This window comes from Tepidiphilus baoligensis (assembly GCF_012911495.1).
Lineage (GTDB): Bacteria > Pseudomonadota > Gammaproteobacteria > Burkholderiales > Rhodocyclaceae > Tepidiphilus > Tepidiphilus olei.
Window position 1 is genome coordinate 151,162 of the sequence record NZ_JAAAUB010000004.1, and the last position, 21,834, is coordinate 172,995.

20 protein-coding genes are annotated in these 21,834 nt (G+C 68.0%); 9 read left to right on the forward strand and 11 right to left on the reverse strand.

Annotated elements, in window-relative coordinates:
- Positions 1–115 precede the first annotated feature (115 nt).
- The 3 genes from GV368_RS04640 to GV368_RS04650 are packed head-to-tail and all read left to right on the forward strand — an operon-like array spanning position 116 to position 4,601.
- Positions 116–871 (forward strand): lysophospholipid acyltransferase family protein, encoded by a 756-nt coding sequence (locus GV368_RS04640; RefSeq protein ID WP_169115659.1) that lies wholly within the window; start codon positions 116–118, stop codon positions 869–871.
- A 57-nt stretch (positions 872–928) separates the two neighbouring features.
- Positions 929–2,935 (forward strand): PhoX family protein, encoded by a 2,007-nt coding sequence (locus GV368_RS04645; protein WP_169115660.1) that lies wholly within the window; start codon positions 929–931, stop codon positions 2,933–2,935.
- A 13-nt stretch (positions 2,936–2,948) separates the two neighbouring features.
- The gene (locus GV368_RS04650) at positions 2,949–4,601 is read left to right on the forward strand and encodes a methyl-accepting chemotaxis protein (RefSeq protein ID WP_169115661.1); all 1,653 of its coding nucleotides are present in this window, start codon (positions 2,949–2,951) and stop codon (positions 4,599–4,601) included.
- 3 nt (positions 4,602–4,604) lie between these two features.
- Here GV368_RS04650 and GV368_RS04655 read toward each other — a convergent pair whose 3' ends face one another.
- Positions 4,605–5,411: a symmetrical bis(5'-nucleosyl)-tetraphosphatase gene (locus GV368_RS04655; protein ID WP_169115662.1), complete on the reverse strand. Its 807-nt coding sequence runs from the start codon at positions 5,409–5,411 to the stop codon at positions 4,605–4,607.
- 96 nt (positions 5,412–5,507) lie between these two features.
- Between GV368_RS04655 and GV368_RS04660 the strand changes: the two genes are divergently transcribed.
- Positions 5,508–6,866, forward strand: coding sequence for a 3-deoxy-D-manno-octulosonic acid transferase (locus GV368_RS04660; protein WP_142803556.1), 1,359 nt, complete (start codon positions 5,508–5,510; stop codon positions 6,864–6,866).
- Here GV368_RS04660 and GV368_RS04665 read toward each other — a convergent pair.
- Genes GV368_RS04665 through GV368_RS04705 form a run of 10 tightly spaced genes read right to left on the reverse strand, consistent with a single transcriptional unit; the run spans position 6,841 to position 17,303 of the window.
- Positions 6,841–8,199, reverse strand: a complete 1,359-nt coding sequence (locus tag GV368_RS04665) for a TolC family outer membrane protein (protein WP_142808615.1) — start codon at positions 8,197–8,199, stop codon at positions 6,841–6,843. The two genes, GV368_RS04660 and GV368_RS04665, sit on opposite strands and share 26 nt — an antisense overlap.
- A gap of 5 nt (positions 8,200–8,204) precedes the next feature.
- Positions 8,205–8,864, reverse strand: a complete 660-nt coding sequence (locus GV368_RS04670; protein WP_142804220.1) for a protein-L-isoaspartate O-methyltransferase family protein — start codon at positions 8,862–8,864, stop codon at positions 8,205–8,207.
- Positions 8,865–8,907: 43 nt separating this feature from the next.
- Positions 8,908–11,964, reverse strand: a complete 3,057-nt coding sequence (locus GV368_RS04675; protein WP_169115663.1) for an efflux RND transporter permease subunit — start codon at positions 11,962–11,964, stop codon at positions 8,908–8,910.
- Complete coding sequence (locus GV368_RS04680) at positions 11,961–12,584, reverse strand: efflux RND transporter periplasmic adaptor subunit (RefSeq protein ID WP_235933675.1); 624 nt, start codon at positions 12,582–12,584, stop codon at positions 11,961–11,963. Before GV368_RS04680 ends, GV368_RS04675 begins: the two co-directional genes overlap by 4 nt.
- Positions 12,479–13,006, reverse strand: a complete 528-nt coding sequence (locus tag GV368_RS11285; RefSeq protein ID WP_328514228.1) for an efflux RND transporter periplasmic adaptor subunit — start codon at positions 13,004–13,006, stop codon at positions 12,479–12,481. Before GV368_RS11285 ends, GV368_RS04680 begins: the two co-directional genes overlap by 106 nt.
- 18 nt (positions 13,007–13,024) lie before the next feature.
- The gene (gene trpC, locus GV368_RS04685; protein WP_169115665.1) at positions 13,025–13,825 is read right to left on the reverse strand and encodes an indole-3-glycerol phosphate synthase TrpC; all 801 of its coding nucleotides are present in this window, start codon (positions 13,823–13,825) and stop codon (positions 13,025–13,027) included.
- A complete protein-coding gene (gene trpD, locus GV368_RS04690; RefSeq protein WP_142803560.1) occupies positions 13,822–14,874 on the reverse strand; it encodes an anthranilate phosphoribosyltransferase in 1,053 nt (350 codons plus the stop codon). The genes trpC and trpD overlap by 4 nt, the downstream gene beginning before the upstream one ends.
- 27 nt (positions 14,875–14,901) lie before the next feature.
- Positions 14,902–15,483 carry an anthranilate synthase component II gene (locus tag GV368_RS04695; RefSeq protein WP_142803561.1) on the reverse strand — a complete coding sequence of 194 codons (582 nt, stop codon included), beginning with the start codon at positions 15,481–15,483 and terminating at the stop codon, positions 14,902–14,904.
- A gap of 52 nt (positions 15,484–15,535) precedes the next feature.
- A complete protein-coding gene (locus GV368_RS04700; RefSeq protein ID WP_169115666.1) occupies positions 15,536–17,053 on the reverse strand; it encodes a two-component system sensor histidine kinase NtrB in 1,518 nt (505 codons plus the stop codon).
- Positions 17,040–17,303 carry a PP0621 family protein gene (locus GV368_RS04705; protein ID WP_194240894.1) on the reverse strand — a complete coding sequence of 88 codons (264 nt, stop codon included), beginning with the start codon at positions 17,301–17,303 and terminating at the stop codon, positions 17,040–17,042. The genes GV368_RS04700 and GV368_RS04705 overlap by 14 nt, the downstream gene beginning before the upstream one ends.
- A gap of 98 nt (positions 17,304–17,401) precedes the next feature.
- Here GV368_RS04705 and mtnA point away from each other — a divergent pair, with 98 nt between their 5' ends.
- From mtnA to GV368_RS04730, 5 genes are all read left to right on the forward strand, one after another.
- Entirely contained in the window at positions 17,402–18,478 is a 1,077-nt protein-coding gene (mtnA, locus tag GV368_RS04710) for an S-methyl-5-thioribose-1-phosphate isomerase (RefSeq protein ID WP_169115668.1), read from the forward strand.
- Positions 18,475–19,104, forward strand: a complete 630-nt coding sequence (locus GV368_RS04715) for a class II aldolase/adducin family protein (protein ID WP_169115669.1) — start codon at positions 18,475–18,477, stop codon at positions 19,102–19,104. Before mtnA ends, GV368_RS04715 begins: the two co-directional genes overlap by 4 nt.
- A 38-nt stretch (positions 19,105–19,142) precedes the next feature.
- Positions 19,143–19,655, forward strand: a complete 513-nt coding sequence (locus tag GV368_RS04720) for a response regulator (protein WP_169115670.1) — start codon at positions 19,143–19,145, stop codon at positions 19,653–19,655.
- Positions 19,656–19,899: 244 nt separating this feature from the next.
- Positions 19,900–20,322: a pilin gene (locus GV368_RS11290; RefSeq protein ID WP_169115671.1), complete on the forward strand. Its 423-nt coding sequence runs from the start codon at positions 19,900–19,902 to the stop codon at positions 20,320–20,322.
- A gap of 75 nt (positions 20,323–20,397) precedes the next feature.
- Positions 20,398–21,834, forward strand: a 1,437-nt coding sequence (locus tag GV368_RS04730; RefSeq protein ID WP_169115672.1) for a tetratricopeptide repeat protein, incomplete at its 3' end; no start/stop codon positions are given.

Here is a 21,834-nt window from a genome sequence, read left to right on the forward strand (position 1 = left end):
GGGTGAGGTCGGCGCAAACCTTGCACGATGACGCCATACAGCCGCGCCACGGCCCGTTCGCCATGCCCGTTTTCCGCTACCATGCGCCGATCACCCCCATGAACCGACGACCACCATGCTCCGCTCCGTTCCCCGACCGATCCGCGCGCTGCGGCTCGCCCGCCTCGCCCTTCATCTCGCCATTGGGCTAGCCACCATCGTCCTGTGCTTTCCCTTCGCCGATGCCCCCACCCGCGCCCGTCTGCGGCAGCGTTGGTCGCGGCGCCTCGTCGCCCTGTGCGGCATCGAGGTGGAGCGGCATGGCGAGTTCGCCAGCGGCGCCTTGCTCGCCCTCAACCACGTCTCCTGGATCGACGTCTTCGTCGTCCTCTCGCAGACCGACGCCGCCTTCATCGCCAAGGCCGAAGTCCGCCGCTGGCCCATCATCGGTTGGCTCGCGGCGCGCAACGAAACCATTTTCCTGCGGCGCGGCAGCCGGGGACACGCCGCGGTGCTCGCCCGTGAGCTCGTATCGCATCTGCGGCAAGGGCAGAGCGTCGCGCTCTTTCCCGAAGGCACCACCACCGACGGCCTGTCGCTACACCCCTTCCACGCGGCGCTGCTGCAACCGGCGATCGACGCCGGCGCCCCGGTCCAAGCCGTAGCGATTCGCTACTACGATGCCGACGGCCAGCGCACCCGCGCCGCGGCCTTCTACGGCCAGATGACGCTCATGCAATCACTGGTCCGTATCGTGCGAGAGCCTCGGCTGCGCGCCCGGCTCGATGTCTCCGAGCCCCTACCCACCCAGGGAGCCGACCGCAAAGCGCTCACCCGAGCCCTCGAAGCCTGGGTACGCGAGCGTATCGAGGAAGACCTGCCTTCGCCATAAAACCGTCACACAGCCGCTCTAGACTCTGCACCATCGAACCGCCCCCCGACAGATCCCATGAAAGCGATGAAAGACAATCCCGTAACCCGAGAAGCCGAAAACCACACCTTTACCGAGATCGTCGATCAGGTCCGCCGCCGCCTGCTCCAAGGCGCGGGCGGCGCAACCCTCCTGAGCTTTTTCGCCTCGCCGGCCGCGGCACTCGCCCGCTCGCTCGACGATCCGGGTACCACGGTCTCGTCGTTACTGGCTGCTTTCCCCCGCTCGATTCCCACCCACAGCCACGACTACGTCACCGTGATGGACGGCTACGTGGTGCGCGCCATCCTGCCCTGGGGCGACCCCCTACTCGACTTTTCCGCCTCCTGGCGACCCGATGCCTCGGCCTCGGCCGAAGAGCAGGCCCGGCAGATCGGGGACAACCACGACGGCATGCACTTCTTCCCCTTTGGTCCCAATGTCTACGACCAAGGTCTTCTTGCACTCAACCACGAATACACCAACTACGAATACCTCTTCGGCAAGGAATACACCGAGCCTTGGACGCGCGAAAAGGCGATGAAAGCAATCAACGCGCACGGCGTATCCATCGTTCATCTGCAACGCGACGGTCAAAGCGGTTGGCGCCCTGTCATTCCCTCGAGATACAACCGCCGTATCACTGGGGATACGCCCATGGTGCTCACCGGTCCGGCCGCGGGTCATCCGCTCCTGCGCACCTCGGCCGACCCCACGGGAACCCAAGTACGCGGCACGCTCAACAACTGCGCCAATGGCTTCACCCCTTGGGGCACCTACCTCACGTGCGAAGAAAACTTCAACGGCTATTTCGGTGGCGGCAGCACCGACCCGCTGCACCAACGCTACGGCATCGGCAAGGACAACGGTTATCGCTGGTACGAAGTGATCGAGCGCTTCGACCTGCGGCGCGAACCCAACGAACCCAACCGCTTCGGTTGGGTGGTCGAGATCGATCCCTTCGACCCCCAAAGTACGCCGAAGAAACGCACCGCGCTCGGCCGATTCAAGCACGAAAATGCCGCCGTCACGATCGCCCCCGACGGGCGGGTCGTCGTCTACATGGGCGACGACGAACGCTACGAATACCTCTACCGCTTCGTGAGCCACGGCCGCTACGACCCCGGCAACCCTGCCGCCAACCGCGACCTGCTCGATTCGGGCGATCTCTACGTCGCCCGATTCACTGCCGACCCCACGCCCGACGGCCAACGTTTCCGTGGCCAATGGATTCTGCTCGACAAGGAACGCAATCCGCTGCTCGCCGCCGAGGCGCGCTTGCCCACGCAAGCCGACGTCCTCATCCATGCGCGACTGGCCGGGGATGTCGTCGGCGCGACCAAAATGGATCGTCCCGAATGGGTTGCCATCCATCCTCATCGCCGGGAAGTCTATGTCACGCTCACCAACAACAACCGGCGCAAGGCGAGCGAAGTCGACGCCGCCAACCCCCGGGCCGAGAACCTCTGGGGTCAAATCCTGCGCTGGCAAGAAAACGGCGGCGATCCGAGGGTGGACGAATTCTCCTGGGATCTCTTCGTGCTCGCCGGCAACCCCCTCGTTTATCCTCGAGGCGATGCGCGCGCCGGCTCGGCGGCGATCACCAAAGACAACCTCTTCAACTCCCCCGACGGCCTGGGGTTCGACGCCGCCGGCCGCCTGTGGATCCTCACCGACGGCAGCTACAGCAACGCCGGCCCCTACCAAGGCATGGGCAACAACCAGATGCTGGTCGCCGACCCCGACGCCGGGCTCATTCGCCGCTTCCTCGTCGGCCCCTCGGGCTGTGAGATCACCGGGCTCACCTGGAGCAACGACGGGCGCACGATGTTCGTCAATGTCCAGCATCCCGGCGAAGCCGAAGGCCATCCACGCGCCCCCGCCCTCCCTGCGGGCCAAGATCTCGCAACCTACCTCGCAGCGCATCCCACCGCCTTCTCCGAATGGCCACATTCGCAGTTCCGCGAACTGGGCGGTGGCCGGCCGCGCTCGGCCACGCTGGTGATCGAACGGGCCGACGGCGCGCCGGTATTTGCCGCGCGCTGAGGAACCCTCGAGGATGGCGCGTCGTTCCCGTTCGCTCACTCTTTCGCTGCAGGCACGCTACTGGATCATGGTCGCGATCGCGATCGGACTCTTTTCGATCGTGATCGCGCTCGCCTACCAGACCATCGACACCCAGACCGGCACGATGCGCAGCGCCTACAGCGGCCAAGTCGCCCCCCTCGTCGACCTCGCCCAGCTCAAACACCTGGCCGAGCGGCAAGCGAGTTTCCTCTACCGCGTCTTTGCCGACGCGAGCCAGAAAATCTCCTCCTTCGATCCACAGGAGCTCGAGCGCGCCTCGGATCAAGCCCAAGCCATCCTCGCAGCGTTCGGGCAACGGCCGATGCGCGAAGACGAACGCACCGCGTTCGCTCGCCTCGAAGAAGCCGCCCAGCGCTTTCATCAGGCCGTAGACACGGCGCGTCAGACCATCGAACTCTATGGCGACGACCTCGCTGGTCTAGGTCGATCCCAGCGCGGACTCATCGGGCAGATCGAGACGCAACTGCACGACGTCCACGCCGCCCTCGACGACTTGATCCATCTCGAACGCGACGCCACCCGCGACGACTTCGACCACAGCGCCCAAGCCTCCGATCAAAGCCGCCTCGTCATCGCGCTGCTGTTCGGCGCCGTGACGCTGCTGCTCCTCATCCTCGCCTACTTCTCCACCCATCGCCTACGCCACGGCATGCGCACTGCGCTCGACTTCGCACGCGCCGTCGCCGCCCTCGACCTGCGCCAGGATCTCGATGACGAGGGGCGCGACGAGATCGGCACCCTGATCGCGACCCTGCAGGACATGCGCAGCCAACTACGGGACTTCGTCCACACCCTCACCCAGGCGAGCGGGCAGTTGACCGACTCGGTCGCCGCCGAACGTGAGCGCGCCCGACGGATTGCCGCCGCCGCAGAACAACAAGCGCAATCGGCGCAAGAAATGGCCGCCGGCATCGAAGAACTCTCCACCGCCATGGACCAATCCGCCTCCGATGCCCAGCACGCAGCCGAGGCAGTGGCCGATGGCGTCGCCCGCAGCCGTGAGGCCGCCCATCGGGTGCGCTCCCACACCCAGGATACCCAAACGCTCGCGCAACGGCTCGAAGCGCTCGCCGAAGACGCCGACACCATCGACGGTGAAATGGAATCGGTAGGGCGCATCGTCGAGGTCATCCGCGACATCGCCGAACAGACCAACCTGCTCGCCCTCAACGCCGCGATCGAAGCGGCTCGTGCCGGCGCCTACGGCCGAGGCTTTGCCGTGGTCGCCGACGAAGTACGAAAACTCTCCGAGCGCACGGCACAGGCCACGGGCGAGATCGGAGCCACGATCCAACGCGTCGAATCCCACGTCACCAGGATGGTCGCCGACATGGCCCAAGGACGGGAATCGATCCAAACGGCTCTCGCCTCTTCTCGCCAAGCCCTGGCCGCGATCGATGCGATCGAGCACACGATGGACGAAATCGGCGCGCAAGCCCAAGCGATCCGTGAAGGCACGAGTGAGCAGGCAAGCGTCAATCGTCAGATCGCCCAAGAAGTCGCCCATGTCGCCGGCGCCTCCGAGACCCTCGCCGACCTCGCACGTCAAGGCAGCGAAGCCGCCGAGCGGCTCGATCGGCTCACACAGACCCTGGGTGCGCTCCTGCAGCGTTTTCGCGCCTGAGGCTCACTTCCCCGAGACGGTGAAAACCGCCCCATCCTCCAGCCGCACCGCCGTGAGCAACCCTCCATAGACGCAACCCGTATCGATGCAGAGCACGCCATCGCCGGCGTAAAACCCCAGTGCCGACCAATGGCCGAACACCACCTGCACCCCCAGCGGCACCCGCTGCGGCCAACGGAACCACGGTACCGTGCCTTGGGGCGCCCGCTCCGGCGGCCCTTTCGCCTCCAGCTCCAGGGCCCCGTGGCGCAGCGACACGAAGCGCATCCGCGTGAAGGCGTTGACGATGTAGCGCAGTCGATCGAGGCCGGCCAAATCGTCGCGCCAGCGCGTGGGCCGATCGCCCTTTAGCCGCAACAACCACGCCGAATCGCCGCGCAAAGCCTTCTCCACCTCGCGCGCACACGCCGCCGCCTGCGCCAGCGACCAGACCGGACTCACGCCGGCGTGCGCCATCGCATAGCCAATATCCTCGTCTACCACCAGCAAGGGCCGCGTCCGCAACCATTCGAGCAATTCGTCGCGATCCGGCGCCGCGAGCACCGCATCCAGGGTGTCGTCTCGCGCGCGCTTGAGATAACCCGCCGCCCGCATCAAGAGATACAGATCGTGGTTACCCAGCACCACCTCGACCGAATCCGGCGACAGCGTACGCACGAAGCGCAGCACTTCCAGCGACTGCGGTCCGCGATTGACCAGATCGCCCACCAGCCACAACCGGTCGTGCGGTGGAGCAAAGCCAATCCCCTCGAGCAGACGCTGCAGTGCTGCGTAACACCCCTGCACGTCCCCGATCGCATAAGTCGCCATCCTGCGCCATTCCCCCCTTTCTTTTCCACGACTTGGGCGCATCGCCGCCGGACTTGCTAAACTAGCATCGTTGCCCACTTTTTTGCGACGTCGCCCGTGTCCCTACGTTATCACATCTACGATGCCCTCTGGCGGCTCGCCTGGCCGTGGCTGCGGCTGCGGCATTGGCTGCGGCATCGCGACCGACCAGACGTGTCGCGCCGCTGGCGCGAACGCCTGGGGCACGTCGCCTTACCCGACGACGGCCGCGACACCCTCTGGATCCACGCCGTCTCGGTGGGCGAAACGCGCGCGGCTCATCCCCTGGTGCGGGCGCTGCGCCGCCGCTACCCTCGGCTGCGCTTGCTCGTCACGCACATGACCCCCACCGGCCTGGAGACCGGCCACCGGCTCTGGGCCCACGATCCCGCCATCGTGCAAGCCTATGCCCCTTATGATCACAGCCGTTGGGTACGCCGTTTCCTCGAAGGCGCGCGCCCGCGGCTGGGGATCGTGATGGAGACCGAGATCTGGCCGAATTGGCTGCGGCAGGCCAAGCGACAGGGCGTGCCGCTCGTGCTCGCCAACGCCCGGCTGTCGGAGCGTTCCTTTCGCCGCTATCGCCGTTTCCGCTGGCTACTACCGCTCGAGTGGGACGCCTTCGTGCAGGTCGGGGCGCAGAGTGCGGCCGATGCGCAGCGTTTGCGCGCGCTCGGCCTCTCCCGCATCGCCGTCACGGGCAACCTCAAATTCGATTGGAGCCCCGAACCGGCGGCGATCGCGCTGGCGCAGACGTGGCGCGAGGCCATCGGCCCCCGCCCCGTCGTCGTGCTCGCCAGTAGCCGCGAAGGCGAGGAAGCCCGTTTCCTGCGCGCCTGGGAAGGGTTACGGCAGGAATGGGCCGAACGGGAAGATTTCCTTTTCCACGAGCCACCGCTCCTGGTGATCGTGCCACGGCACCCCGAGCGGTTCGACGAAGTCGCCCGTCTCGTCGAACGCCATGGTTTGCGCCATCGCCGCCGCAGCGTCTCCTTGCCCCATCCCGAAGACGACGTCTGGCTCGGCGACAGCATGGGCGAACTCTACGCCTATTACGCGCTTGCCGACGTGGCCATCATCGGCGGCAGCTGGGAGCGCTACGGCGGGCAGAATCCCCTGGAGGCGCTCGCCGCCGGCACGCCGCCCATCGTCGGCCCCCACACGGAGAATTTTGCCGACGTGGTCGCCCAGGGCGTGGCGGCTCAGGCCATCGCCCAGGTACGCAACCCCCAGGAAGCGATCGAACTCGCGCAGCGATGGATCGAACAGCCCGACGAGCGCGCCGCGGTGATCGCCAACGGTGCCATTTTCCTTGCCGCGCATCGCGGCGCCACCGAACGCACGCTCGAGCTGCTCACCCCCTGGCTCGAGCGCGAACGGAATCGCACGCGACGAGATGCCGGAGGGCCCGTCACTCCTCGACCAGAAGCGCATTGACCGCGGCCAGATCCTCCTCCGAGAGCCTGCCTACCGCCGCCTTCAGTCGAAGCTGCCACAACAGCGTATCGTAGCGCGCACGCGACAACTGCGTCCGGGCATCGGCCACTTGCGCCATGGCATTCAACACATCGACGTTGATCCGCACCCCCACCTCGTAGCCCAAGCGCGTGGACGCGAGGTTCGACAAAGACGATTGCAGCGCAGCTTCCAGTGCCCGCACCCGCGCCAAACCGCTCGTCAGGCCGAGAAAAGCTTCCCGGGCACTCAACACCGCCTGCCGCCTGGCATACTCCTCCTCCCGATCGGCCCTGGTGAGCAACGCAGCCCCTTCGCGCACCTGCGATTGGGTGGCGCCGCCGGCATAGAGCGGCACCGTAACCTGTACCCCGATCTGAGACGACTCCGCCGTCTCGGTGTGCAACGGCGGGAAACGGGAGAGATCACGCGACTTGCCGTGCTGCGCCACCAGATCCACACTGGGAAGGTGTCCGGCACGGCGCCGCTGGACCTCGCGCTGGGCGATCTCGCGGCTCACCATCGCCTGCTGTACCAGAAAATTGTCCTGCTGCGCCGCCTCCACCCACGGTTCCATCCGCGCCGGCTCGGGGCCGGACAATGTGGCATCCGGGCTCAGCCGGGCATACCGTTGCGGTAGATCCACCACGATGGCCGCCAAGGCCTGTTGCGCCACATCGAACTGGTTCTGTGCCGCGATCAGCTGCGCGTCGGCCAGATCGAAGCGCGACTGGGCCTCGTGTACATCCACGATGGTGACGGTACCCACCTCGAAGCTCTTCTTGGCATATGCCAGTTGCTCGCTGGAGGCACGATGCAGCTCGGCTGCCGCATCCACCGCCTCCTGGGCCGCAACCACGTCGAAATAGGCTCGAGCCAAGCGCAACGCCACCTCCTGCTGTGCCTCGGCCCATTGCAGATCGCTCAAGCTGGTGCGCAACTCCCCTTGCTTGGCTGCCGCCCAGTTCTGCAGACGAAAAAGCGGCTGAGTGAGCCGCACCGTCCATTGGCGCGAGCCATAGTTCTTGTCGATCTCACCGACGTCCAGGCGATTGTGCAAAGCGTTGGCATCGAGCGCCACGTTCGGCAAAAGCAGCGCCCGACCCTGAACCGTCTGCTCCTGACCGGCCATCATCGACGCCCGCGCGGCCGCGTAGCTGGGATCCTGCAGCAACGCCTGCCGATAGAGCGTGAGCAGATCGGCCGCACGCGCCCCCCCGGCACCGACGCTCAGTCCCACCGCCAAACCGAGGGCCAAGGCCACACGCCACGGAGTGAGGCAGCCGCAGCCGCGCGTTCGTTCCCGTCCGTTCATCCGACTCATACCAATAGGGCGGCAGGAGCCTCCGGCTGCGGCACGCGCAGCCGGGGTACCACCGTCTCGAACAAATCCTCGTGGCGCACCTTGCCCGGCTCGGAACAGGTATAGAGCCGGCCGTGCATGAGATGCTCGTCACCGACGAAGGCGAAGAGCCGTCCGCCGGCCTTGAGGGCATCGAGCAGGAAACGCGGCACCTCCGCCACTCCGCCCGAGAGCACGATCACGTCGAAGGGGCCCGGCGCCGCCAGCGCCTCGAGGCCGTCACCGGTGATTACTTCGACGTTGTCGAAGCCCTCGGCCTCGAGGTTCGCCTGGGCGCGCGTGGCGAGTTCCGGCACGATCTCGACGCTGTGCACCCATTGCCCCAGATGGGCGAGGCAGGCGGCGAAATAGCCCGAACCCGCACCGATCTCGAGCGCGACCTCGCTTTTCTGCAGCTGCACCGCCTGCAGCACCTTGCCTTCGATCACCGGCCGCAGCATGCGCTCGCCGAATCCCAGCGGGATCTCCACCTCGGCAAACGCCAACGTCCGGTAGGGTTCCGGCACGAACTGCTCGCGCCGCACCGTCATCAGCGCATCCAGCACCCGCTGATCGAACACCTCCCAGGTGCGTACCTGCTGCTCCACCATGTTGAATCGTGCCTGCTCGAAATCCATACTCATGCCCCCTACGACCGGAAAATGGAACGATTTTTTGATTCTAGCCCATTTTGCGCTGCGGCAGACGGTACCATAGCGCATAGAGCGCCGGCACGAAACACAAGGTGATGAGCGTCCCCCCCATCACGCCGCCGATCAGCACGTAGGCGAGCGGCCCCCAGAAGGTGTCGGTCGCCAGCGGCACGAAGGCGAGCACCGCTGCAAGGGCCGTGAGCAGCACCGGCCGGGTGCGCCGCACCGCCGCCTCCACCACCGCCTCGAGCGCCGTCATTCCGGCCTCGAGATTGTCGCGCACCTGCTGGGTGAGGATGAGCGTGTTGCGCATCAGGATCCCCGCCAGGCCGATGAGACCGAGCAGGGCGACGAAACCGAAGGGCTGGTCGAAGACGAGCAGCGCCACGGCTGCCCCGATCACCCCCAGGGGCGCCGTGGCCACGGTCATGAAGGTGCCGGCGAATTCACGCATCTGCAGCATGATGAGGATCAGCATCACTGCCACCATCACCGGCTGCAATTTCTGGATCGAGGCGTCGGCCTTGCGCGACTGCTCCACCGTGCCGCCGATCTCGATGCGGTAGCCCGGCGGCAAGCTCGCCCGCAAGGGAGCGAGCGCGCTCCACAGCGCCTCGGTCACGTCCACCGCCTGCGCGCCCTCGATCTCGCCCTGCACCGCAACGAATCGCTCCCGATCGAGGCGCTTGTAGCGCACCTCCTCGTGCCGTATCACGAGGCGACCCACCTGCCCCAGCGGTACCCGAGCCCCATCGAGGGTGCGCAACTCGAGGCTCTCGAGCCGCGCCAGGTCGCGCACCGCCGCCTCGCCGCGCGCGAGCAAGGTCACGGTACGGATGTCGCGCCGCACTTCGGTCACGGGAATGCCGTCGAGTGCGAACTGCAACTGCCGCGCCACCTCCCGCGGCGTCAGCCCCATGGCCCGCAGGCGCTCGGCCGGGGCCTCCAGCATCAGCACGGGCGCGCGTTCGTTCCATTCGAGGTGTGCGTCGCGCACGTGCGGATGGGATGCCATCACCGCGCGCACTTCCTCACCCAGACGGCGCAACTCCTCGAGATCCGGCCCCACCACGCGAAAAGCCACCGGCCAGGGCACCGGCGGCCCATAGAGCAGACGATGGACCCGGATGCGCGCCTCGGCGAATTCCCCTGCCTGCCGGTGCGCCTCGAGCAGCGCGATCACTTTCTCGCGCGCCTCCACCCCCTGCGTCACGGCCACGATCTTGGCAAAAGCCGGATCGGGCTCCTCGGGGTTGGCCGAGATGAAGAAGCGCGGCGCCCCGCGCCCGACGTAGGTCGACAACGAACGCACCTCCGGCAAGCGCGCGAGGATCGCCTCGATGCGCCGCGCCACCTCGTCGGTGCGCCCGATGGCCGAGCCTGCCGGCAGCCAGATCGAAACCAGTACCTCCGAACGGTCGGAGCTGGGAAAGAACTGTTTCTGCACCGGCCCCACCATGGCCGCCACCCCCAGCGCGAGCGCCGCGAGGGTCGCGCCCACCACGGTCTTGCGCCGCGCCACGCACCAGACGATCACCGCGCGCCAGCGCTGGTAGGCCGGGGAATCGTACACCCCGTGCCCGGCCTCGCGCTTGGGGTAGGACGGCAGCAGTTTCACGCCCAGATAAGGCGTGAAGATCACCGCCACGACCCAGGAAATCACCAGGGCGTAGCCGAGCACCCAGAAGATGTTGCCGGCGTATTCCCCCACGCCGGAGCGGGCAAAGCCGATCGGCAGGAATCCGGCCACCGTCACCAGAGTGCCGAAGAGCATGGGTCTGGCCGTCACGTTCCAGGCGTGGCCGGCCGCCGCGATCCGATCCCAGCCTTCCTCGAGCTTGACGATCATCATCTCGATGGCGATGATCGCATCATCGACCAGCAAGCCCAGGGCGAGGATCAGCGCCCCCAGCGAGACGCGATCCAAGTCGATCCCGCTCCAGCGCATCGCGAGAAACGTGAGCCCCAGCGTCACGGGAATGGCCACGGCCACGACCACCCCGGCGCGCCAACCGAGCGTGAGGAAAGTCACCCCCATCACCACCGCCACGGCCACGAGGAACTTCACCTGGAAGAGATCGACGGCTTGCGCGATCGCCTCGGCCTGATTGGTGAGCACGGAGAGCGTCATGCCGGCCGGCAATCTGGCCTCTTCTTCGGCCACGAAGCGGGCGAGCCGCTTGCCCAGCTCGAGCCCATTCTCGCCGCGCTGCATCACCACGCCGAGAAGGATCGCCTCCTCACCGTGGGCCCTAACCAGGAACGAAGGTGGATCCTCCACGCCCAGGCGGACCGTCCCCAGCTCCCCCACCGTGAGGATGCGCCCCCCCACGCGCAGCGGAACCGCGGCAATGCGATCCATCTCCGAGAGGTCGGCCCCCGGAAGACGCACGTACACCCTCGGCCCGCCGGTATCGAGGAATCCGGCCGGAACCAGCGCGTTGTTCGCGTCGATCGCCTCGAACACCGCCTGCGGCGTCAGCCCCAACTGGATGAGGCGGTCGAGGTCGAGCTCGAGGAAGATCCGTTCGGGCTGCTCGCCGATGAGCAGCGCCTTCTGTACGCCGGGCACGCGAGCGAGCCGGTCGCGCAGCGCCTCGGCTTCGCGCACCAGATCCCACGGCGGCAAGCCGGGCGCCGTCAGCGCCATCAGGCTGAAATAGACGTCGGAGAAATCGTCGTTGACGATGGGGCCGATCACTCCCTGCGGCAGCGTCGAAGCCTCGTCCCACATGCGCTTGCGCACCTCGTAGAAAAGGCGGCCGATCTCGCGCTGCGGCACGTACTCCTCGAACTCCACCTGGATGTCCACCCGCCCCGGCTGCACCGTCGTCGTCAACCGGTAAAGGTATTCCAGTTCCTGCAGCCGTTTCTCCAGACGGTGCGCCACCTGCTCTTCCATCTGCGGCGCCGTGGCTCCCGGCCACAGCGCCGACACCATGAGGATACGCACGGTGAAGGCCGGATCCTCCGCCCGCCCGAGGCCAAGAAAGGCATACAGGCCAGCCAAGGCCGACAGGATCAAAAAGAAGAGGGTGACGGCGCGCTCGCGCACCGCGAGCGCCGAGAGATTGGGGAAACTCATGGCGAGCGCTCCTCGACCCGCATTCCCTCGCGCAGCACATGAGTGCCGAACGCCACCACCCGCTCGCCCGCTTGCAGCGGCCCACGCACCCTTGCCGTGCGCTGATCCATCGACAAGACCTCTACCGGCACCGCTTCGAGGCGTCCCTCGCGCACCCGCCAGACCCGCGCTCCAGCGCCACGCTCGTCGATCGCCCCCACCGGCACTTCCCAGCCCTCCACCGGCGGCTGGGGCAAACGCACCTGCACCACGCTACCCAGCGGCGGTGGATCGGCGGTGAGCAGACGATAGCGTGCGCGGAAAGTGCGCGACACTGGATCGGCCGCTCCGCTCACCTCACGCAGTTCGATCGGCACCACCGAACCATCGGACGAAATGGCCTCGCCCCGCAGCGGCGGCTGGCTCCCGAAACGCTCCGGCAAGGCCACCTCCACCTCATGGGCGCCCTTTTGCGCGAGCGTGGCCACCGGCTGCCCCTCTGCCACCACCTGCCCCGGCTCGGCGCTCCACTCCATCAGCACCCCGTCGGTCGGGGCACGCAGCTCGGTATAACCCAAAGCGTTACGTGCCTGCCGTTCCTGGGCTTGCGCCGCTTCGAGCTGCGAGCGCGCGGCCTCCAGCTGAGTGCGCGCCCGGTCGAGCGCCTGCTCGCCCACGAACTGCTGCGCTGCAGCCGTTCGGTGCGCGCGAGCTCGTTCTGCGCCAGGCGCCACTGCGCCTGGGCCGCGCGCACCTCAGCCTGGGCTGCCTCGAGCCGGGCGAGCACGTCCTTGGGATCGAGCCGGGCCAGCACCTGCCCGGTCTGGACCGACGCCCCCGCATCGACCAGCCGCGCCACGATGCGCCCTCCCACCTGGAAGGCGAGCGGCGTTTCGTGGCGCGCCCGCACCGTACCGGAGAGTACCAGCGGGGCGGGCTCCGCCGCGCGCACCGGCGCCGTGCGCACCACCACCGGCTGCTCCTGCTGCTGCGCCGGCGTCTCCTGCCGCCCGCAGCCGGCAAGCAGCACACAGGCTGCCACCATCCATCCCCATCGCTGCACCGGATCTCTCCCCATCGCTCAGGCAAAAAAGAGCGCGCGCAAAGCGGCACCCGGATCGGGCGCGCGCATGAAGGCTTCGCCCACGAGAAAGGTCTGCACGCCGCGCGTGCGCATGGCCGCCACGTCCGCGGGCGCGCCGATACCCGATTCCGTCACCACGATCCGGTCTTGCGGAATGCGCGGCAAGAGCGACCAAGTGGTCTCCAGCGACACCTCGAAGGTGCGTAGATCCCGGTTGTTGATCCCCACGAGCCGCACGGGTAGCTCGAGCGCGCGCTCGAGCTCGGCCGCGTCGTGCACTTCCACCAGTACGTCCAGCCCCAGCTCGTGGGCGAGTAGCGCGAGCTCGCGCAGCGCCGCATCGTCGAGCGCGGCCACGATCAGGAGCACCGCGTCGGCTCCCATCGCACAGGCCTCCCACACCTGCCAAGGGTCGACGAGAAAATCCTTGCGCAGCGCCGGCAAGGTGCAGGCCGCCCTCGCCGCGGCGAGATATTCCGGCGCCCCCTGGAAAAACTCCCGGTCGGTGAGCACGGAGAGGCAGGCCGCGCCGGCCGATTCATAGGCGCGCGCGATCGCGGCCGGGTCGAACTCGGGCCGGATCACCCCTTTCGAAGGGCTCGCTTTCTTGATCTCGGCGATCACCGCAGGCTCGCCGGCCACGAGCTTGCGCTCGATGGCGGCGACGAAACCGCGCGGCGGATCGCGTTCGAGCCGCGCCCGCGCCGCCGCCTCCAGCTCGGCGAGCGACCGGGTCGCGCGCGCCGCGGCCACCTCTTCCCGCTTGCGCGCGAGGATGCGATCGAGCACGTCGCTCATCGCCCAGCCTCGGACGCGAACCGGCGCGTGGCGGCAACGAAGGCGTCGACCTTGGCCCGCGCCGCGCCCGAATCGATCGCCTCGCGGGCGCGCTCGATGCCCTCGGCGATCGAGGGCACGACGTTGGCCGCATAGAGCGCCGCCCCGGCGTTCAGGAGCACGATGTCGCGCGCCGGCCCCGCCTCACCCTCCAGCACCGCGAGCAGCCGCGCCCGCGATTCCTGCGCATCCTCCACCATGAGGTTACGGCTCGAGGCCATCGGCAGGCCGAAATCCTCTGGATGGATGCGGTACTCGGTGATCTCGCCATCCTTCAATTCGCCCACGAGCGTATCCGCGCCCAGTGTGATCTCGTCTAGACCATCGAGCCCATGCACCACCAGCACGTGCCTGGCGCCGAGCCGCTGCATCACGCGTACTAGGATCCCCACTAGATCGGGGTGGAACACCCCCAAGAGCGAATTCGGCGCCCCGGCCGGGTTGGTGAGCGGCCCCAGGATGTTGAAAATGGTGCGCACACCCATCTCCCGGCGCACTGCCGCCACGTTCTTCATCGCGCTGTGGTGCGCCGGCGCGAACATGAACCCCACCCCCACCTCGGCGATGCAACGCGCCACGGCCTCGGGCGGCAGGGCGATCTCCGCCCCCAGGGCTTCGAGCACGTCGGCGCTGCCGGATTTGGACGACACCGAGCGGTTGCCGTGCTTGGCCACCTTGCCCCCGGCCGCGGCGATCACGAACGCGCTCGTGGTCGACACGTTGAACGTGTGCGAGGAATCCCCCCCCGTGCCGACCACGTCCAGAAGGTGATCGTGTGGCGGAGGCACCTCCACCTTGAGCGCGAGTTCGCGCATCACCTGCGCCGCGGCAGTGATCTCGCCCACCGTCTCCTTCTTCACGCGCAGGCCCGTGAGGATCGCCGCCATCATCACCGGCGAGACTTCACCCGCCATGATCTGGCGCATCAGGTCGAGCATTTCGTCGTAGAAAATCTCGCGCAGCTCGATCGTACGCTGCAGCGCTTCACGCGGCGTGATCTTCGTTCCCACCTGTGGCTCCTTTCGCAAAATTTCCTTTCACGCCGGCTGCGGTGCGTGCTGGCGCAGGAAATTGGCCAGCATCTCGTGCCCGTACCGCGTCAGGATCGATTCCGGATGAAACTGCACCCCTTCCACCGGCAGCGTGCGATGACGCAAACCCATGATCTCACCGTCCTCGGTCCAGGCCGTCACCTCCAGACACTCGGGCAGCGACTCGCGCTCCACCGCAAGCGAATGGTAGCGCGTGCATTCCACCGGATTGGGCAGCCCTTCGAACACCCCCTCGCCGCGATGGAACACGGGCGAGGTCTTGCCGTGCATCAAGCGCTTGGCGTGGACGATCCTGCCGCCGAACGCCGCCCCGATCGCCTGATGCCCCAAGCACACGCCAAAGATGGGGATTTCACCGGCAAAGCGCTCGATCACCTCCACCGAGATTCCCGCCTCGCGCGGCGAACACGGCCCGGGCGAGATCACCAGATACTGCGGCCGCCAGGCCGCGATCTGCCCCGCCGTCACCTCGTCGTTGCGCACCACCTTCACCCGAGCCCCGAGCTCGCCGAAGTACTGCGCCAGATTCCACGTGAAACTGTCGTAATTGTCGATCAACAGCAACATCGCCCTTCCTCCCTGGGCATCGAGCATCGCATTGTACACAGCAGCGCGCCCACTATGGCCCCTCGCGCGGCAGCCATACGCGAAAGCATCCGGCGTCGACCCACTCCACTTCCCCTTGGTTCGCCCGGGCGAGCGTACGGGCCACGTACAACCCCAAGCCCGTGCCGTCGGCGCGCGAAGAAACGAACGGCTCGAACAAACGTTCGCGCACCTGCGGTGCCGGTCCCGGCCCGTCGTCGCACACATCCAGCCGCACCCGTTCCCCCTCGGCCCGAGTACACACGCGGATCGCACCCGCGCGGCGGCTCGCGAAATGCGCCGCATTGTCCAGAAGATTATCGAGGATGTGGCGCAGATGCACGGGATCGGCCCGAATGCGCAACCCCTCCTCCCCCTCCAGCACCACCTCCTCCTCGCCGCGGCCCAGCCGCGCGAGCGCCTCGCGCCGCCACTGCCTCAGCCACGCGGAAAGATCGAGTACTTCCGGCCGAGGCCGCTGCCGCCGCCCCAGGGACAAAACGTCCTCCACCAGGCGTTCGATCCGTTCGGCATTGTCGAGCGCCATCGCCAGCAAGCGCTCGCGCGCCGCCGCGTTCTCCTCACCCCGCATCAGCTCCAGCGCCTGTACTACCGCCGCCAGAGGGTTGCGCACCTCGTGCGCCACCCCGCCCACCAGGGTTCCGAGCGAGGCGAGCTTGTTGCGCTCGAATTCGCGGCTCACCTCTTCCAGGTCGCTCACGAACGCCAGCCACCCGCCGCCGCGGTAGGGCACCGTCGCCCGGCAGCGCAGCCGCCGCCCCTGAACCGCCACCCAGCGCTCCCCGCCGCGTCGGGCCAGCAGCCGGTCCACTCCGGGCAGGACTTCTTCGACGCGTTCCCCCACCGGCTCCCGCCCCAACCACTGCCGCAGCGGCTGCGAGGCGTAGCGCACCACGTCTTCGTCGTCGATCACCAGCACCCCGTCGCGCAGCTCGCGCAGGATGCGATCGTTGATCTCCCGCTGCCAGGCGAGCGTCTCCTGCTGCGCGCGGATCGACGCTTCCGCCCGGCGCAGACGCTCTCCCACCGCCTGCGCCGCCAAGGCCACCGCAAAGGCTCCCGCTCCGCTCAAGCCCACGAGATAGGTATCGCTCGGCCCCCCTCCCACCCAGGTTCGCCACAGGTTTTCTCCCAGCAGGGCAAGCGCCACCAGCGCCGCGTAAAAAGCGGCAAGCCGGCGCGATACCACCAGCGAAGCCCCGCCCACCGCCAGATAAAGGAAAGGAACCAGTCCCGAGCGGAATCCGCCGCTCACCGTCATCACCCCGGTGAGCGCCGCCACGTCCAACAACACCGCCGCCGTCACCCAGGCACCGGCCCGGCGCAGGCGCAGCGGCCGCAACACCGCCAATGCCACGGCGGCGCCGAAGTAGCCCACGCTCAGCCACAGGAAGGCCGACGGCCATTCCTCGCCCAGCGACATCTGTCGCCCGCCCACCAGCAGCACGCCGGCCACGGCCACGCGCAGCAGATCCCCGAGGCGGCCGACCGTTCCCGCCATGCCGGCGATGGAAGGCTCACTCCCGCGCACGCGCGCCTTCCTGCCGATGCGCCTCACAGCAGAAGGTCTGCCCCCCGGCGCGCACCGCCTCGGAGGCCGGCACGAACACCCCGCAGCGGGCGCACTGCACCATCGGCTCCGCCTCCGCGGAAGGCTTCCTGCGCCCCCGCCCCGACCGCGCGCTCTCCTCGCCCGGACGCGATCCCCCGCCGTCGAGAAAACGCCGCCGCGCCCACCACACCACCGCCAGCAGCACCACGAACCAGAACAACCAACGCATCACCGCATCCCGAACCGGACCAAAGAAGCGATTGTAGCGCGTGCCCATGTTCCTGCCGTGCTATGATTTTCTCTGCCCGGACCGACGTTGCCTACACGATGTCATTCACTCCCCCGCTCGCCACCCTACGCCGCGATGGCAACGCCGTCGTCATTCTCGATCAGACCGGACTTCCCTGGCGTGTCGTCGAGCGCCGGCTCACCACCCTGGAAGACGTGCTGGAAGCCATCGTCGCCATGCGCGTGCGCGGCGCCCCGCTCATCGGCGTCGCTGCCGCCCATGGCCTCGCGCTCGCCCTGGAGCGCGACGCGAGTGACGCCGCCCTCGAAGCGGCGATCGCCCGGCTGCTCGCCACCCGCCCCACCGCGGTGAACCTACGCCTCGCGCTCGAAGCGCAGCGCACCGTGCTCGCGCCGCTGCCGCCCTCCGAGCGCCCCGTCGCCGCCTGGCGCGAAGCCGAACGCCAGCGCCGCGACGACGCCGCGCGCTGCGAAGCCATCGGCCGCGCCGGGCTGCCCTGGATCGAGACGCTCGCCCGCCGGCTCGGCCGCCCCGTGCGCGTGCTCACGCACTGCAACGCCGGCTGGGTCGCCACCTGCGGCGCCGGCACCGCGCTTTCCCCCATCTACCTCGCCCACGCCGCCGGCATTGCGCTCGAAGTCTTCGTCAGCGAAACCCGGCCGCGCAACCAGGGGCTCATCACCCACTGGGAACTCACGCAAGCCGGCGTGCCCGCCACCCTCATCGCCGACGACGCCGCCGGCCTGCTCATCGCCCAGGGCGACATCGACCTCGTGCTCGTCGGGGCTGATCGCATCGCCCGCAACGGCGACGTCGCCAACAAGATCGGCACCTACCTCAAAGCCCTCGCCGCGCACGCCCACGGCGTGCCCTTCCTCGTGGCGGCGCCCGCCACCACCTTCGACCCCGCCTGCCCCGACGGCGCCGCCATCCCCATCGAAGAGCGCGCCGCCGACGAAGTCCTCACTGTCGCCGGCCTGCCGCCCGGCGCGAACGGCCCCGTGCCCGTGCGCCTCACGCCGCTTCCCGCCCGCGTGCGCAACCCCGCCTTCGACCTCACCCCCGCGCGCTGGATCACCGCCATCCTCACCGAGACCGGCGCCTGGCCCGCGCCACTCGCCGCCGCCAAACTCTTCCCGGAGTCCGATCGATGACCGACTCCGCCCGCGCGCTTCTTGCCGCCGCCCGCCGCCTGGCCGAGACCGGGCTCAACCCTGGCAGCGCCGGCAACCTCAGCGTGCGCACCGCCCAAGGCTTTCTCATCACCCCCTCCGGCATCCCGCCGGAAGAACTCGGCGCCGACATGATGGTCCCGATGACCCTCGAAGGCATCCCCTCCGGCCCCTGGCCCCCGTCGAGCGAATGGCGCTTCCACCGCGACCTCTACCGCCGCCGGCCCGAAGCCGGCGCCGTCATCCACTGCCACAGCCCGGCGGCCACGGCGCTCGCCTGCCACCGCCGCGACCTTCCCCCCTTCCACTACATGATCCTGCGCTTCGGCGGCCCTGACGTGCGCTGCGCCCGCTACGCCCGCTTCGGCACCCAGGCGCTCTCCGACGCCGTGCTCGAAGCCCTCGAAGGCCGACGCGCCTGCCTCATGGCCAATCACGGCATGCTCGTCTTCGGCCGCGATCTCCCCCAGGCGCTCGCCCTGGCCCACGAGCTCGAAACCCTGTGCGACCACTACCTGCGGGCCCTCCCCCTCGGCGAACCGGTCCAGCTCACCGCCGAGGAAATCGCCGAAGCGCAGCAAGCCATCGCCGGCTACGGCCGGCGCTGACCCTTCCCCTCGCGCACCCAAGCCGTTATCATCGGCCCATGCCCCGCGCCCTCATCATCGACGACGAACCCGACCTGCGCACGCTGCTCACGCTGGCGCTGCGCCGCCACGGCTGGCAGGCCGACGTCGTGGCCGACTGCGCCGGCGCGCGCCGCGTGCTCGACGACCCCACCCCTGCCTACCACCTCATCCTCACCGACCTGCGGCTGCCCGACGGCAGCGGCCTCGAACTCGTCCCCTACGCCCGCGAACGCCGCCCCCTCGTCCCCGTGATCGTGCTCACCGCCTACGGCGACATCGACACCGCCGTGCACGCCATGAAACTGGGCGCCCACGACTTCCTCACCAAGCCCCTGCGCACCGAGCGGCTCGCCCAGATCCTCGACGGATTCCAGCACTGCCCGCCGGATCGCGACGCTCCGCTGGATGCTGCCGCCCTCGTCGCTGTCCTCGAACGCAACCGCTGGAACCAGAGCAAGACCGCCCGCGAACTCGGCTGGACGCTGGCCAAGCTGCGCTACTGGATGCAGCGGCTCGGCCTGGCCGAATGAAGCGCGCACGACCCCCGCACGCCCGCGCCGGATCGCCCGGTCCACAGCAAAATTTGATGCACCCCCTCCCACCATGCGCCCGCCATCCACGCCGCGCGGCGCAAACACCGTCGTAAGTCATTGAAACAAAAGGAATGAAAATTTTTCCCCCGCACCCCTTTACACCGCGATCGCCGCCGCGCTACCCTAGCCTCGCCGACGCACCCGTCGGGCGCATCTTTTCCATCCAACCAGGAGTACCCCCATGAAACGCATGCAACAAGGCTTCACCCTCATCGAGCTGATGATCGTCGTGGCCATCGTCGGCATTCTGGCGGCGATCGCGCTGCCGGCCTATCAGGATTACACCAAGCGCGCCCACGTCGCCGAGGGCCTGGCGCTCGCCGCCGGCGCCAAGGCGGCTGTGACTGAGTATTATTCCACCAATAATGCGTGGCCTGCTGACAACGCCGCTGCTGGCTTGGCCCCTGCTGCCAGCATTAAAGGCAACGCCGTCACAAGCGTCGCAGTCGCGAGCGGTTTAATCACCATCACCTACAACAGCAAAGTCGATAGTAAGACCCTCCAGCTGTCCCCGACCGCCAGCGCCGGTGGCGTTGAATGGACGTGCAAACGGGGCGAAACCACCCCGATCGATGCGAAATGGGTTCCTTCCAACTGCCGCTGATCCTTTCCTGATTTTTTCCTGACAGCCCCGGCGCGGCTTCCTGGCAGCGGCGGGGTATCTTTTCGACCCGAGCGCATGAATTCCTTCCGCGGCCATTTCCCGCAAGCGATCACCTTTCTCGCCGTCCTGCTGCTTGCCTACGTCTGCCTGCGGCCGGGGCTGACGGGCGGTTTCCTCTTCGACGACGCGCCCAACCTGCAAGATCTCTCCGCCTACGGCGGCGTCACCGACTGGGGAACGTTTCGTGCCTTCGTCTTCGGCGGCTGGTCTGGCCCCACCGGCCGGCCGATCGCGCTGGCGTCGTTTCTCCTCAACGACAACGCCTGGCCATCCGAGGCGGCCTCGTTCAAATACACCAACCTGATGCTGCACCTCCTGGCCGGCGCGCTCCTCGCCTGGGCCGCCCTGCAGCTGTGCCGCTTCTACGGTCTCGACGAGCGCCGCGCGCAGTGGACGGCACTGTTCGGCTCCGCCGCCTGGCTGCTGCATCCCTTCTTCGTTTCCACCACCCTCTATCCGGTGCAGCGCATGGCGCAGCTGGCGGCCCTTTTCTCCTTCGCCGCCCTGGCCGCCTACCTGCACGGCCGCCGCCTCTTCGCCTTCCGCCCCCGCGCCGGGCTTGCCTGGATGGGCAGCGCGCTGGCCCTGGGGACCCTGCTCGCCACCCTGAGCAAGGAAAACGGCGCGCTCCTGCCGCTGCTCGTGCTCACCGTCGAATTCTGCGCTCCGCCAGGGCAGCCGCGCCTGCCGCTCGCGTTCCGCGCTCTCTTTCTCTGGCTGCCGAGCCTGGCCGTGCTCGGCTATCTGCTGCGGCAGATCGACTTCACCCCTGGCCTGTGGCCCGACCGACCGTTCGATCAACCCGAGCGCCTGCTCACCGAAAGCCGCATCCTGTGGGATTACCTCGGCAACCTCTTCCTTCCACGCATCGAGGGCAGCGGCCTGTATCACGACCACATCCCCATTTCGCGCGGCCTCTTCGATCCGCCAAGCACCGCCTGGGCGCTCGCCGGCCTCGCGGCACTCCTTGCCGCTGCGTTCTGGCTGCGGCGGCGCGCCCCGTTTTTCAGCCTGGCCGTGCTCTTCTTCTTCGCCGGCCACCTCATCGAATCCACCTGGCTGGGGCTCGAACCCTATTTCGAGCACCGCAACTACCTTCCTGCCGCCTTCCTCTTTTTGCCGCTCGCCCGCGGATTCGACTGGCTGAGGCGCTACGTCTCCTCCGCCGCCATTGCGCTGTTCGCCTTCGCGATCCTCGGCACGCTCGCCTTCCTGACGCACCAGCGCGCCACCCTGTGGGGCGACGCTGAAAAACTGGAGATCTACTGGGCACTTGCCGCGCCCGATTCCCCCCGCGCCCAGAATGCGCTCGCCAACTATTACACGCGCCACGGCCAGGCAGACGAGGCTGACGCGGTCATGCGCAGCGCCATACAGAAAATGCCCGACAGCCCTTTGCTGACCATGGGCTACCTGTCAGGTCCCGGACGATTGCGTGGAATTTTTATGAAA

Coding starts and splice junctions, on each gene's coding strand:
- GV368_RS11290 (WP_169115671.1), top strand. CDS start 19,900: ATGAAACGCATGCAACAAGGCTTCACCCTCATCGAGCTGATGATCGTC.
- GV368_RS04645 (WP_169115660.1), top strand. CDS start 929: ATGAAAGCGATGAAAGACAATCCCGTAACCCGAGAAGCCGAAAACCAC.
- GV368_RS04670 (WP_142804220.1), bottom strand. CDS start 8,864: ATGGATTTCGAGCAGGCACGATTCAACATGGTGGAGCAGCAGGTACGC.
- GV368_RS04705 (WP_194240894.1), bottom strand. CDS start 17,303: ATGCGTTGGTTGTTCTGGTTCGTGGTGCTGCTGGCGGTGGTGTGGTGG.
- GV368_RS04720 (WP_169115670.1), top strand. CDS start 19,143: ATGCCCCGCGCCCTCATCATCGACGACGAACCCGACCTGCGCACGCTG.
- mtnA (WP_169115668.1), top strand. CDS start 17,402: ATGTCATTCACTCCCCCGCTCGCCACCCTACGCCGCGATGGCAACGCC.
- GV368_RS04715 (WP_169115669.1), top strand. CDS start 18,475: ATGACCGACTCCGCCCGCGCGCTTCTTGCCGCCGCCCGCCGCCTGGCC.
- trpC (WP_169115665.1), bottom strand. CDS start 13,825: ATGAGCGACGTGCTCGATCGCATCCTCGCGCGCAAGCGGGAAGAGGTG.
- GV368_RS04640 (WP_169115659.1), top strand. CDS start 116: ATGCTCCGCTCCGTTCCCCGACCGATCCGCGCGCTGCGGCTCGCCCGC.
- GV368_RS04695 (WP_142803561.1), bottom strand. CDS start 15,483: ATGTTGCTGTTGATCGACAATTACGACAGTTTCACGTGGAATCTGGCG.
- GV368_RS04665 (WP_142808615.1), bottom strand. CDS start 8,199: ATGAACGGACGGGAACGAACGCGCGGCTGCGGCTGCCTCACTCCGTGG.
- GV368_RS04650 (WP_169115661.1), top strand. CDS start 2,949: ATGGCGCGTCGTTCCCGTTCGCTCACTCTTTCGCTGCAGGCACGCTAC.
- GV368_RS04675 (WP_169115663.1), bottom strand. CDS start 11,964: ATGAGTTTCCCCAATCTCTCGGCGCTCGCGGTGCGCGAGCGCGCCGTC.
- GV368_RS04655 (WP_169115662.1), bottom strand. CDS start 5,411: ATGGCGACTTATGCGATCGGGGACGTGCAGGGGTGTTACGCAGCACTG.